General features: G+C 65.4%; 12 protein-coding genes. 8 read left to right on the top strand and 4 right to left on the bottom strand.

Going from position 1 to position 12,671, the window contains the following annotated elements; translation table 11 throughout:
- Window positions 1–47 precede the first annotated feature (47 nt).
- Window positions 48–1,193: a DUF3108 domain-containing protein gene (locus tag F2P46_RS13735; protein ID WP_166890261.1), complete on the top strand. Its 1,146-nt coding sequence runs from the start codon at window positions 48–50 to the stop codon at window positions 1,191–1,193.
- A gap of 1 nt (window position 1,194) precedes the next feature.
- Window positions 1,195–1,941, top strand: coding sequence for a DUF3108 domain-containing protein (locus F2P46_RS13740; RefSeq protein ID WP_166890263.1), 747 nt, complete (start codon window positions 1,195–1,197; stop codon window positions 1,939–1,941).
- 38 nt (window positions 1,942–1,979) lie between these two features.
- Here the strand turns inward: F2P46_RS13740 and F2P46_RS13745 are convergent, their stop codons facing one another.
- Window positions 1,980–2,189: a hypothetical protein gene (locus tag F2P46_RS13745; protein ID WP_166890265.1), complete on the bottom strand. Its 210-nt coding sequence runs from the start codon at window positions 2,187–2,189 to the stop codon at window positions 1,980–1,982.
- A complete protein-coding gene (locus F2P46_RS13750) occupies window positions 2,186–2,566 on the bottom strand; it encodes a LysR substrate-binding domain-containing protein (protein ID WP_229509269.1) in 381 nt (126 codons plus the stop codon). Before F2P46_RS13750 ends, F2P46_RS13745 begins: the two co-directional genes overlap by 4 nt.
- A gap of 76 nt (window positions 2,567–2,642) precedes the next feature.
- On the opposite strand from F2P46_RS13750, the gene F2P46_RS13755 reads away from it, so the two are divergent.
- Window positions 2,643–3,461: an ABC transporter substrate-binding protein gene (locus F2P46_RS13755; RefSeq protein ID WP_166890269.1), complete on the top strand. Its 819-nt coding sequence runs from the start codon at window positions 2,643–2,645 to the stop codon at window positions 3,459–3,461.
- A 133-nt stretch (window positions 3,462–3,594) separates the two neighbouring features.
- On the opposite strand, the gene F2P46_RS13760 is transcribed toward F2P46_RS13755, so the two are convergent.
- Window positions 3,595–4,026 (bottom strand): hypothetical protein, encoded by a 432-nt coding sequence (locus F2P46_RS13760; protein ID WP_166890272.1) that lies wholly within the window; start codon window positions 4,024–4,026, stop codon window positions 3,595–3,597.
- Window positions 4,027–4,200: 174 nt separating this feature from the next.
- Between F2P46_RS13760 and F2P46_RS13765 the strand changes: the two genes are divergently transcribed.
- From F2P46_RS13765 to F2P46_RS13775, 3 genes are read left to right on the top strand one after another with little or no spacing between them, the layout of a single operon-like run.
- Window positions 4,201–5,568: a hypothetical protein gene (locus tag F2P46_RS13765; protein WP_166890275.1), complete on the top strand. Its 1,368-nt coding sequence runs from the start codon at window positions 4,201–4,203 to the stop codon at window positions 5,566–5,568.
- Window positions 5,561–6,349, top strand: coding sequence for a hypothetical protein (locus F2P46_RS13770; RefSeq protein WP_166890370.1), 789 nt, complete (start codon window positions 5,561–5,563; stop codon window positions 6,347–6,349). Before F2P46_RS13765 ends, F2P46_RS13770 begins: the two co-directional genes overlap by 8 nt.
- A 9-nt stretch (window positions 6,350–6,358) precedes the next feature.
- Window positions 6,359–9,181 carry an ATP-binding protein gene (locus F2P46_RS13775; RefSeq protein ID WP_166890277.1) on the top strand — a complete coding sequence of 941 codons (2,823 nt, stop codon included), beginning with the start codon at window positions 6,359–6,361 and terminating at the stop codon, window positions 9,179–9,181.
- 70 nt (window positions 9,182–9,251) lie between these two features.
- Here the strand turns inward: F2P46_RS13775 and F2P46_RS13780 are convergent, their stop codons facing one another.
- Window positions 9,252–9,758, bottom strand: coding sequence for a hypothetical protein (locus tag F2P46_RS13780; RefSeq protein WP_166890280.1), 507 nt, complete (start codon window positions 9,756–9,758; stop codon window positions 9,252–9,254).
- 167 nt (window positions 9,759–9,925) lie between these two features.
- Here F2P46_RS13780 and F2P46_RS13785 point away from each other — a divergent pair, with 167 nt between their 5' ends.
- Both F2P46_RS13785 and F2P46_RS13790 read left to right on the top strand, forming a co-directional pair.
- On the top strand, window positions 9,926–12,373 hold the full coding sequence (locus tag F2P46_RS13785; RefSeq protein ID WP_166890283.1) for a prolyl oligopeptidase family serine peptidase: 2,448 nt from the start codon (window positions 9,926–9,928) through the stop codon (window positions 12,371–12,373).
- Window positions 12,374–12,491: 118 nt separating this feature from the next.
- Complete coding sequence (locus tag F2P46_RS13790) at window positions 12,492–12,659, top strand: hypothetical protein (protein ID WP_166890286.1); 168 nt, start codon at window positions 12,492–12,494, stop codon at window positions 12,657–12,659.
- The last annotated feature ends 12 nt before the right edge of the window (window positions 12,660–12,671 follow it).

The following is a 12,671-nucleotide window of genomic DNA, read 5'->3' on the forward strand; positions in this document are numbered from 1 at the left end:
CTGAGCGGTGTCAGCGGCAAAAGCGCGAGACACGTTAAACTGTGGCCATGACGATCGCATCCTTCCTATCCCGACGGCGCCGCGCCCTGGTGATCGGCACGGCGACAGTCCTGTTGCATGTCCTGGCGATCGATTTTGTCGGTGCGCGCATCGGACTGGCGCCAATCGACGCGCCCGCGCCTGAACCGGTGACCATCGTCGCCGTGCTGCACGCGCCGATTGCACCACCGCCGCCAGCGCCGCCGCAACCGAAGCCGCCGCCAGCGCGACCGCGTCCGCCTGCGAAAGCCGTGCCGCCGCCCGCCACCCCGCCGCCCGAGGCCACGGCCGACGCCGAAGCCAGCCCGGCCGACGGCGCGGGCGAGGCCGTCGATGCCCCGCCGGCGCCCATGCAGGGGGGCGCCGAAGTGGCGCCCGCCGTGGACCAGGTCTCCGTTACGGCCTCCGCTACGGCCCCCGCCACGGCGCCCGAGCCGCCGGCGGCCGAGGCCGTGCCGCCCGAACCGGTCAAGCCGGCGCTCAAGGTCAGCCTGCCGCCATCGGCCGACCTGAACTTCGACGTGGCCCGCACCGACCGCGACGGCGGCACCTGGTCGGGGCTGTCGACCATCTCGTGGAAGCATGCCGCCGGGGCCTACAAGCTGTCGATGGAAGCGAGCGTGAGCGTGCTGGTGGCGCGCGTCAACCTGGTGCTGTTGAGCAGCGAAGGCACGGTCGGGCCAAGTGGCATCGTGCCGCGCAGCGCCACCGAAAAGCGGCGCGGCAAGACCCAGACCGCCACCCATTTCGGCGGGCCGGACGGCAAGATCACCTTTTCCGCCTCCGAGCGCAGCTATCCGATGGTGCCCGGAGCCCAGGACAAGGGGAGCTTCCTGATGCAGCTGGCCGCCATCGGACGGGCCGACAGCGCCCAGCTGGCCAGCGGCGTCGAACTGTTCGTCGGCGAAGAAAAGGACGCCAACCCGTTCGCCTTCGTGCTGGTCGGGCAAGAAGAGATCAACACCCCGATGGGGCGCATGGCGACCTGGCACGTCGCCCGTCCGCCGCGTCCGGGGGCTTACAACTCGCGCCTGGATATCTGGCTGGCGCCAGCGCACAACTGGTATCCGGTGCAGATCCGCAATACGGAATCGAACGGTTCGGTCACGACCCAGACGATCCGCAAGATTCTCATCACTGATTTAGGAAACTGATATGCGACCATTATTTACCCAACTGTTGGGCGGCGCCGTGCTGGCCAGCGCCTGCGCCGGTATTTTCGCGGCTGAACATGAAGCTGTGCTGCGCCCCTTCAACCTGGCGCCGTCGGCCGACCTGCATTACACGCTCAAGGCGCGCCAGAAAGGGCTGGCCCTGGCCGGCGAGGCCCAGGTGACCTGGCGCGCGGGCGATGGCAAGTACAGCCTGGTCAATGAAACCCGCGCGCAAATGCTCGGCAAGATCCTCGAGAGCCGCAGCGAAGGCACGGTCGATACCTACGGCATCGCGCCGGCGCAGTTTGTCGAGAAGCGTTTCCGCAAGGAAGCGACCACGGCCACCTTCGACCGGGGCGCCAAGACCTTGAGTTTCAGCGCTGGCAAGGATACCTTTCCCCTGCTCGGCGGCGAGCAGGACCGCAGCAGCGCGCAGTGGCAACTGGCCGCGCTGGCGCGCGCCCAGCCGGACAAGTTTACGCCGGGGTCGGAATGGCGCCTGTTCGTGGCGGGACGCAAGGATGCGCAGCCGTGGTCGTTCAAGGTGATCAAGCGCGAGAAGATTGCGACCGGGCTCGGTGAAGTCGAGGCCGTTCATCTGTCCAAGGCTCCGCCGCCGGGCGACAAGGACCAGACCGTCGACCTGTGGCTGGCGCCGGGGCACGACTGGTATCCGGTGCAATTGCGCTACAGCGATGAAGAGGGCGAGTTCATCGAACAGACGGTCGACAAGATCAACAAAAAATAGCCGTTGCGAGGCCCGGCATGCACACCCGCAGGCCCGGACTAGGCCGTGCGCAGGTGCTGGCGGGTTGGCTCGGCCAGCTCGCGCACCGCCTGGCGCAGCAATTGCGCCAGCAGCGTGCTCAAGGCATTCTCGTCGCCCGTCGGGCGGTGCATCGTCAGGCTGATGCTCGGCAACGCCGGCAGCTTGCCAGCCACCGGATCGAGCAGCGCCAGGTTTGACGGCAGCCCGATGCGCGTGCGGATGGTCATCCCCAGCCCCGCAGCCGACCCCGCCCACAGCGCCAGCGGATGCCGGCCCGGTCCATGGCATCGGTGGCGATGTCGCGCAGCGCGCACGGCGCCTCCAGCAGCAGCGGTCCCTCTCCCCCGGCAAGCAGCGGATCGAACCCGGCCGGCCCGATCCAGTGCAGGGGCAGGGTGGCAAGGCGTTCGCCGGCCAGCCCGTCCGCGCCGGCATCCCAGGCAATCGCCAGCTCGAGCTGGCCGGCCGCCACGCGCCGCTGCAACTCGGCGCTGCGCGCCACGCACACCTCGATGCGCGCGTTGGGATGGCTGCGGATAAATTGTCCTAGCACACCCGCGAGCAATGCAACAGCCCATGTTAATCTGACTGCATCAAATGACATAACGGCGCGTAATGAGACAGTACTGTTGCGTTTCAAGTAACAACTAACCCGCCGCGCCTCACCCGGAGTCCGATTGATGACGCCTTGCCGACTTCCCGCTCGCCTGCTGGCACTGCCGCTGTGCTGCGTGCTGAACCTGGGCGCGGTCGCCGGCACGGGCGGCGGCGCCAGGGCGGCCGCTTCACCGCCCGAGATGTTGTTGGCGAGCACAGACTGGTTGCCCTACACCGGGGCGCGTTTGCCGTTGGACGGCGCGGCAAGCGCGGTGGTGGCGACGGCGGCGGGGCGTTTTGGCTATACCGTGCGCTTCGCGTATTTTCCGTGGCGAAGGACCGTGCAGCTCGGCCACGACGATCCCCGGTTTGCCGGTTATTTCCCGGCCTACTACACGGAAGAACGCGCGCGCGATTGTCACTTGTCGGCGCCGATCAGCACCAGCATCGTCGGCCTGGCTTATCTGAAGAGCACGCCCTTGCATTGGCACAGCGTGGGCGACCTGGCCGGCATGAAGATCGGCGTGGTCGCGGGCTACGCCAATGGCGCCCCCTTCGACGCGCTGGTCAAGGAGGGCAAGATCCGCGCCGACCTCTCGCGCGGCGACCTGCTCAATCTCAAGAAACTGCTGGCGGTGCGGGTGCCCGCGATCGTCATCGACAAGGCCGTGCTGCGTTACCTGCTGTTTAGTTCCCCTGAGTTCGCGCGTCAGCGCGAACAGGTCGTTTTTCACGACAATATCCTCGGCGAGATGGCGGTGCACATCTGCTTCCAGCGCACGAAAGTGGGGCTGAGCCTGCAGCAGTCGTTCAATGCGGCACTGCGCGGCATGGATCTTGGCAAATTCGAGGCGGCCTACTTCAGGGAGCTCGAAGCCGCCGAAAAATCAGGGGCGAAATAAGCTGCGGCATCGCCACTACCGACCAAGCATGGGCTGGCGGGTGGCTGGTCGGGGCGGTGTGCGCGGCGCTGGCCTTGCCGCTGTTTGCCCGCTCGGCGCGTGCCTGAATACAGGCCCGTCAGCGGGGCGATGCTTATCGTTGCTTGATCTGTGTGTACGGATTGCCTACTGTGTCGCCGAATTCGGCGAGCGCCTCGCGCAGTTCGGCGGCGATGATGGTGTCGAGCGTCTGGGGATCGAGCGAGGTGGCGAACGCCAACGCATCGGCCAGCCCCAGGGTGCGGATAATGCTGATCAGTAGCGCGGTCGACGCCAAGGAGCGCCGCTCCCAGACGCCGATCGCAAACGCGCTCAGGCGCTTCCTGGCCGCATGCGGCAGGATTTCATAGGTTTGCCATTGCCTGTCTGCAAGTTGCGCCAATGCTTCCATCATCAACAGCTTTTCCTGCGCGTCCGGCATCCCATGCCGGAACGAGCGCAGCAGGGAGGCGAGTTCCTTTTCCACCTGGGGAGACGGCAAATAATCGGGCAAGGCTGTAATCCTTTGCAACTCTTCGTGATTCACGCATCTCTCCTCTTAATGATGTGATATTACTTTAGTTTCAATACATCTTGCAATTATGAAACAAGATTGCAAACAGGGTCGGCACATTTGGACAGATTGCCTTGGCTTAACTGATATACTGACGCCCCCAACGGCAGACCTTAGCCGCAAGCAAGAAACTGGTACCGGAACACGATGATGGAAACAACGGCAGGCGTGGCTGCAGAACCACTGACTTTAGGGCAAAACGACCACGACTCTCTGCAGGCGCACTTTCACGCCGGCATCTCGGCTGACGAGATCGAGCAAGTCTTTCATTTGAAGCGGGCGCAACCGACCCTGCAAGCGTTCACCGCACTGTTTCACGGCGGCGCCGACGGCGTGTTGATCCGCCTGCTGGTACTGCGCGAACTGGCGGCCGATACCAGCACCACCGCGTTTTCGCGGGCCGACATCAACCAGAAGCTGGCCTACCTGATTCCCGAAAGCCTGGAAACGGTGCTCACCCGCCTGCGCTCGCACAGCCTGCTGGCCTGGGACGCCCAGGCCGCCGTGTACCGCGTCACGCCGATGGCGCGCAATGTGCTCTCCTCGCTCGACACCCTGCTGTCGATGGGCCAGGCCGACGACGACGCCGAGATGGGCTTTTTGCTCTCGCAAGTGGCCGGCGCGCAGGCCGTGGGCGGCGTCACCGTGGAACAGCTCAAACACCTGCTGGGGCGCCTGGTCGAACTGACCGAGGAGTTTCGCGATGCGATCGCCTCCGGTTCCGAATTTCGCCTGCGCACCTCGCAAGCGAAGTGGCACATGGCCTGCGACTGGGTCGAGAAGGGCTCCGAGATCCTGCGCGCGATCACCAGCGACGAACGCGCCGATTCGGCCACCCACAAGGCCGCGCAAGCGATCGGCCGCGCCCAGAGCGCGCTGCTGAACATGCAGGGCATGTTCTCGCGCGCGCTCAATCAGATCGAGCGCCAGCGCGTGCACCTGGGCCAGTCCGGCCTGTCGACCACGGACGTCAAGCGCTGGCTGCTGGCGCACGACGACTTATCGAGCCTGGCGCATGGCGCGATCGACCGCCCGCTGATGCCGCTGTTCGTCACCCCGGCCGAAATGATCGACGTGGCCGAAACCGAACTGCTGGCCGAACGCGGCCCCGCCACGGGCCCGGCCGGCCTGCCGCAAGGCGAGGACGCGCCGCTGACGATTAACGACGGCCCGGCGATCCAGGCCGAACTCGATGACTGGCTGGCGCGCCTGGCCGATTTTGCCAACCTCGGTAACTTCCCCAGCTTCTCGGAGCACGGCCCGAAAACGGTGCCGATCCAGGATTCGCTGCTGCCGGCCAGCTTTGCGGTGGCTTCGTACCGCGCCTCCATGCTGCCGCTCTTGGGCGACGCCGCCGAAGCGAGCCTGCAGGGCGCCACGGCGCAACTGGCGCGCCTGCCGATCACCTTCACGCCCACCGACGAGATGGTGCAGCTGAACGACCCGCACGTATTCGCGATGTCGATCGCCACCCTCTCACTTGATCTGGAAAGCGCCCCGGCCGATGATAAATGACGACTCCCAAATCCTGATTGCGCGCCTGCTGACGCATCAGACCCTGCGCCGCGACGACCGCCTGGTCAAGCGCGTGCTGTCCGATGAACTGTTCCGCGCCGAAGTCGACAAACGCCTGCTCGAATCGGGCCTGAAGTTGCTCGACAACGTGTATGCCGACCATGTGACCCTGGCGCTGCACCGGGCGGTGGAACCGAAGATCTTCGGCGCCAAGGACATCTGGCAAAACAATAACTTCGGCCTCACGCGCGATGGCGTGGCGCTGCTGGTGGTGCTGTGGGCGCAGATCATCCTGCCCAAGCGCGAACGCCAGGAGACCCACCAGAACGCCACCGACGACCAGAACGACCTGTTCGACAAGGACAAGCCGCTGCCGCGCGCGGAAGACACGTCGATCGGCATTTCGTACACCGCGCTACTGTCCGACTTCGGCGACAAGCTCGGTAAAAAGACGCGCATGGACATGAACCTGGGCGCGCTCTCGCGCATGGGCTTCATCGAACGGCGCGGCGACGTGATCCTCGAAGGCGCGCTGCTCGACCTGCTGATGGATACCGACGTGCTCAAGGAGCGCATCATCAACGGCGCCCTGGCCGACGTCTTCAAGCGCGCGCCGGTGGTGGCCGTGCCCAAGCCGGTCATGAGCGAGGCTGCCAACGACGCCGACGCGGTAGCCGACGCGGTAGCCGACGCCGTAGCCGACAAGGTCACCGACGCCGTCTCGGCCATCCCTATCGAGCCGGTGGCCGATAGTGACCCCGCCGCCGATACCCCAACCTGAGGCTAGCCCATGTTCCACATTAAATCGCTCGAACTGGTCCACTGGGATTACTGGCAACGGATCAAGAACATCCCGCTCGACGCCAAGATCATTACCATCGCCGGCCAGAACGGCTCCGGCAAGACCACCTTGCTCGACGCGCTGCGCACCCTGTTCGGCCTCGATTGCTCGATGGGCCGCACCTACAAGCACTACGCGCGCCACTCCGGCCAGCAGACCGCGTGGATTCGCTCGGTGGTCGACAACAAGGCGGTGGGGCGCCAGTTGTCGAACCGGCCGTTCCGCAGCTCCGGTTTTTTCAGCGACGATGAAGTCACCCTGTTCTGCAAGATCGAAAAGAACGGCGGCGACTGGAAGCGCCAGTACCTTATGCGTCCGGGGAATATCCAGATCGAGGAAGTGAGCGACGCCACCGACTGGCTGGGCGTCGAGAACTACCGCAAGCGCCTGCACAACGCCGGCCTGTCGCCGGCCATGGCCAAGGTGCTGGCGCTGGAGCAGGGCGAAACCGACAAGCTGTGCGAATACGCGCCGCGCCAGTTGCTCGACCTGGTGTTCCAGGTCTTCGGCGACAAGGAAGTGCTGGACGCCTACGACGAAGCCAAGCGCCATCAGCGCGACACCGAAACGGAGCTGAAACGCTTCGAAACCGAGTTGGAAGCCTCGCGCACCAACCTGGAAGGCCTGCGCCTGCGCGTGGCCAATTACCACCAGTGGGAAGACCTGCACAAGGAACGCCGCAACTTGCTGGAAGAGGTGTTGCCGAGCCTCGAGTACCACGAAGCGCGCGAAAAGGCGGCCAACGCCAGCCGCGCGCTGCGCGAAGCCCGCAAACCGATGGCGCAAGCCGACACGCAGCTGATCGAAAAGCGCAACGCGGTCGCCGCGCAGGCAAAAGCGCTGTCGGACGCGCAGCAGCAGGAGACCTTGCTGGAGCAGGAAGCGACCGCCCTGGGCAGCCGCCTCACGCAAGTGAACGCCAAGTTAAAACCGCTCGACAGCCTGCTCGAACAGAAGGAGCGCCTGCAAAAGCTGGCCGCCGATTCAGGGGCGGACATCGCCGAAGTGGCGGCCCAGCTGGACCAGAAAGAAGCCGAACTGACGCGCCAGCGCCTGGCGCGCGACGCGCTGGCCAGCCGCATCCTGACCGAAAAGTCGACCATCTCGGCCTTGCAGGGCAAGACCGCCATGCCCGAGCCGGACGCCGTGCGCGCCATGCGCCGCGCCTTGCGCGACGACGGCATCCCGCACGCGATGCTGTCCGATATCGTCGAAGTGACCGACCCCAAATGGCAGGGCGCGGTCGAAGGTGTGCTGGGCGGGTATGCCTCCGTGGTGCTGCTCGAACGTCCCAAGGATGCGGCGGCCGCCTACCGGCTGGCCGAGAAGGAGCGCTATCGCCACTTCATCGTCCCCGAGTGCATCAAGGCGCCCGTAACGAAAGACGACAGCCTGCTGTCGGTGGTGCGTTTTTCGGCCGCCGCTCCGCAATGGCTGATCGACCAGCTGGCGCGCATCGAGCGTGTCGATTCGGTGGAGAAGGGCTTCAAGCTGCACCGCGACGCCGAGTGGATCACGCCGGACGCGTATCACCGCGAACGGCGCGGCGGACGTTCGCTGTTCGTCGAAGTATCGCGCTACCGCTTCGGCACCGCCGGCCGCGGCCAGCGCATGGAAGCGCTGCAAAAGTCGCTGCCGGCGCTGGAAGCGCAGGAAGACGCGCTCACCATCAGCGTCAGCAAACTTGCGTCGGAAGTGGGCGCGCTCAAGGCCCGCATCGCCGGTGTCGACGCGGCCAAGGAACTGGCCGCGCGCCAGGCGGAATTCGACGAAGCGTTGCGCAGCACCGTGCCGCTCAAGGCCGAACGCATGGATGTGGGCACGCGCCTGGGCGAATTGCAGGCGCTGACCAAAGCGGCCACGGTGGCGCGCACGCGCGCCGACACGGTATGGCAGAACGCGCGCATGACCCTGTCAGAGGCCGAAGCCGGCCTGCGGCTCGGTCACAAGCGCCAGATCGAACAGCGCGCCGACCATGCGCGCGCGCTGCTGGACCTGCGGCGCGCCTGGCGCCATCTGCCGCAAGGCTGGCGCCGACTGGCGCGGCGCGCGGCGCTGGTGGCCGAACACCAGAACGCGCACCAGGTCGACCTGCGCGTGTCCTCGCTCGAACACAGCCTGGCGCGCGACGACTGGGAGTTGGACGCCACGGTCATCGACCAGCATCACCGCTTGAACGAGCAGTTGCAGGGCCGCCAGACCGAGACCGACGAACGGCGCTACCAGAACAACCGCGCGATCGATGCGACCGCGAATGCGCGTGGCGCGTACATCGAGCGGCTGCGCTACACCATCAAGACCTACAGCAAGAACATCAAGGAGCTGGGGGAACTGGCGGGGATCGAAGTGCATGCCGACCCGGTCAAGCTGGAGAACGAAGACGTGCAGTTGTCGCAGGCTGGCCTGCACGTGCGCTTCAAGTTCGACGGCAAGGACCAGATCGGGATGAACGACGGCGAAGCGTCGGGCGGACAGCAGGTGATGAAGTCGCTGGTGCTGCTGATTGGTTTGCTCAAATCCGAAGATGGGTCGGGTGGGTTTGTGTTTATCGACGAACCGTTTGCGCACCTCGATATCCGGAATATCCAGCTGGTGGGCGAGTTCCTCAAGAACACCGAGGCGCAGTATCTGATGACGACGCCGCTGACGCACAACACGGACGTGTACGACCCGTCGGAGCTGACGCTCATTACCAGCAAGAAGAAGAAGGATATGCCATGGGCGCAGCCGATTTTCGTGCTGCAGCGGCGTGTGACGCCGGCGGTGGTGTAGCGTCGTTCCCGCGCCAAGGCGGCCCTCGGCGCGGGAATGACGGCAGTGGTGGAGCGAAAATTTGCGGCGGTTAAGCCGCGTTTACCGCCTTCTTCAACGCCCGGCGCCAGCGGATCAACCCCGCCGAATACGTCCCGAAATACCCCGCCGTCAGCCCCAGCGCCAGCAAGGTGATAAAACTGTCGGTGAACCCCGGCGTCGGCACGCCGCTGCCCTGGTTCGCATAAATCTCCACCCCGATATACATCACCCTTGCGAAAAACAGCATCGCAATGACCATCCCCAGGCGCGCATTCGGCGTGAAGTAGCAGGTGTCGTTTTCGAATCTGGTCAGCTTGAGCCCCCAGATCCCGTACGCGATGCCGGCCGCCGTGCCCACCGCCAGCCAGCCCAGGAGCGGCAAACGTGTCATCACCTCCGACCCGGCCACCAGGATCATCGCCGCGAACACGCCCAGCCCCGTGTAATGGCGCGAGACGATCGAGCGCTGGCGCATCATCATGGCCTTGAGGCGCTGGTAAAAGCGCCACACCAGAAAGGGGGCGAGCACCAGCAGTGCGATAGTGGTAATTGACATGGCGTGTGCGAATCCGGTCCGGAAACACGCATTATAAACGCCCGCCGTAGAGCCTTGATTTCACCCACCCCGCATGTCCTAAGCCCCGTAAATACCGGAAAAGAGCGGATTGACAAGCCCGCCAGGAGTGCGCAAGATGGAGGATCGCCTACACCCGAGACCCCTCCATGCGCCACCGCCTCCCGATCGTCCCGCTGACCATGTCCCTGCTCGCCGCCACGCCGAATGCGCATTCCCAGTACCAGCTGCCGCCGGCGCAATTGCAAGCCATTGTCGACGCGCCGCGCGCACCGGCGCTGGGCCTGTCCCCGCAGCGCAACCTGGCGGTGATGGTCGATACGCCGGCCCTGCCCAGCATCGCCGAGGTGGCGCAGCCCGAACTCAAACTGGCCGGCTTGCGCATCAATCCGCGCACCTATTCGCCGAGCCGCTTCAGTTTCGGCACGGGCCTCAAGCTGCTCGATATCGCGACCCAGAAGGAAATCAAGATCATGGGCCTGCCCAAGCAGTTGCGCCTGGCCGACACGGCATGGTCGCCCGATCAGCGCTACCTGGCGTTTACCCACGTCACCTACGCCGACCGCGATGGCGCATCCGGCGTCGAACTGTGGCTGGTCGATATCAACACCCGCATCGCGCGCCGCCTGACCGCGCAGCCGCTGTCCTACCTGGGCGGCTCCGGGTTTTCCTGGATGCCGGACGCCAAAGGCTTGCTGGTGCATTTCAAGCCGATCGGGCGCGGCAAGGCGCCGCAAGCGACCGGCGTGCCAAGCGGCCCGATTTTGCAGGACAGCCAGGTCAGCGTCGGCGCGCGCCAGTTGCGCACCTACCAGGACCTGCTCAAAAATGAAGAAGACGCGCGCCTGTTCGAGCATTACGCCAGCTCGCAACTGGCGCTGGTCGACCTGTCGGGCAAGTTGCGCCTGATCGGCAATCCGGAACTGTACACCGACGTGTCGGTCGCGCCGAACGGCAAGCTGCTGCTGTCGTCCGTGCTGCAGCGCCCCTTCTCCTACGTGGTGCCGGCATCGGCCTTTCCGCGCAAGGTCGATGTACGCGACCTGGCCGGCAAGCAGGTGCACCTGGTGGTCAACAAGCCGCTCGAAGAAGGTCTGCCGCCCGGGAACGACGCCGTGTCGGCCGGCGTGCGCAAGGTCAGCTGGCGCGTCGACGCCCCGGCCACCCTGGTCTGGGCCGAAGCGCAGGATGGGGGCGACCCGGCCAAAGCGGCCGAGGTGCGCGACATCGTCTACGCCCACGCCGCCCCGTTCGCGGGCGAACCGACCGTGCTGGCCAAACTCGGTTCGCGCTACGAGCGCGTGGTCTGGGGTAATGACGACGTGGCCTTGCTCGGCGAAAGCTGGTACAAGACGCGCGCCGTCAAGATCTGGCGCCTGCGCCCGGAACAGCAAACGGTGGCCCCCGAGTTGCTGTTTTCGTACTCCGCCGAAGACCGCTACAACAATCCCGGCTCACCGGTCACCATGCCCGACGCCGCCGGCCGTCCGCGCCTGGTGATCGGCGCCGATTCGACCATCCTGTTGGGCGGCAGCGGCGCTTCGAACGAAGGCGACCGCCCCTTCCTCGACCGCTTCAACCTGGCCAGCAAGGCCAAGGAACGCCTGTTCCAGAGCGAGGCGCCGTATTACGAAAGCATCGTGACGGTGCTCAGCGACGACGGCTCGCGCCTGTTGACCACGCGCGAGTCGCCCACCGAGCGGCCGAATTTTTATGTGCGCGACCTGAAACGCAGCGGCGCGGCGCAATTGACGGCGCTGACCAACTTCCCGCATCCGACCCCGCAGTTAATGGATGTGCAAAAGGAGCAGATCCGCTACAAGCGCGCCGATGGCGTCGACCTGACCGCCACCCTGATGCTGCCGCCGAATTACGAAGCCAAGCGCGACGGCCCGCTGCCGCTGCTGATGTGGGCATATCCACAGGACTTCAAGAGCGCCAGCGCGGCCAGCCAGACCACCGGCTCGCCATTCCGCTTCAACGCCATCAGTTACTGGGGACCGGCGCCGATGCTGGCGATGGGCTACGCGGTGCTCGATAACCCGTCGATGCCGATCGTCGGCGCTGGCGACGCCGAACCGAACGACAGCTACCTGCCGCAACTGGTCGCCAACGCCGAAGCGGCGGTCAATGAAGTGGTGCGGCGCGGCGTGGCCGAGCGCCACCGCATCGCCATCGGCGGGCACTCGTACGGCGCTTTCATGACCGGCAATTTGCTGGCGCATACGCGCCTGTTCAAGGCCGGCGTGGCGCGCAGCGGGGCGTACAACCGCACGCTCACGCCGTTCGGTTTTCAATCGGAGGAGCGCGAGTTCTGGAAGGCCAGGGAGGTGTACCAGGCCATGTCGCCGTTTAATAACGCCGACAAGATCAAGGATGCGCTGCTGCTGATCCACGGCGAGCAGGATAACAATTCGGGCACGTTTCCGATGCAGAGCGAGCGCATGTTCCAGGCCATGAAGGGCCTGGGCGGCACCGCGCGCCTGGTGATGCTGCCCAACGAAAGCCACGCTTACCGCGCGCGCGAGTCGATCATGCACATGCTCCACGAGACCAATTCCTGGCTCGACAAATACGTCAAGAACGCCAAGCCGTAGCCAAGCCAAAAACGCCACAGGGGCCGCCGATGGCGCCCCCCGACAACTGTCCAAGCGTACGGCCCCGCCGCGACGCTTATGATAGTGTCTCCGCTCTATCCAACCAGGAGCGAGTCCCATGAACCCAGCAACCATCGACGCCCACCGCGCACCGGACCCCGTGCCGGTCGATGAACCATCTCCCGAGCCGTTCGACAATCCCCACCCGCATCACCAGCCGGTCAAGCACCCGCAGGACGACGATCCGGTGCCCGACCCGAAGCCGAGCACCTTTTTCCTGCACTAAGCAAGCACCAGC

This window comes from Massilia sp. CCM 8734, assembly GCF_011682155.1.
Lineage (GTDB): Bacteria > Pseudomonadota > Gammaproteobacteria > Burkholderiales > Burkholderiaceae_D > Telluria_A > Telluria_A rubra.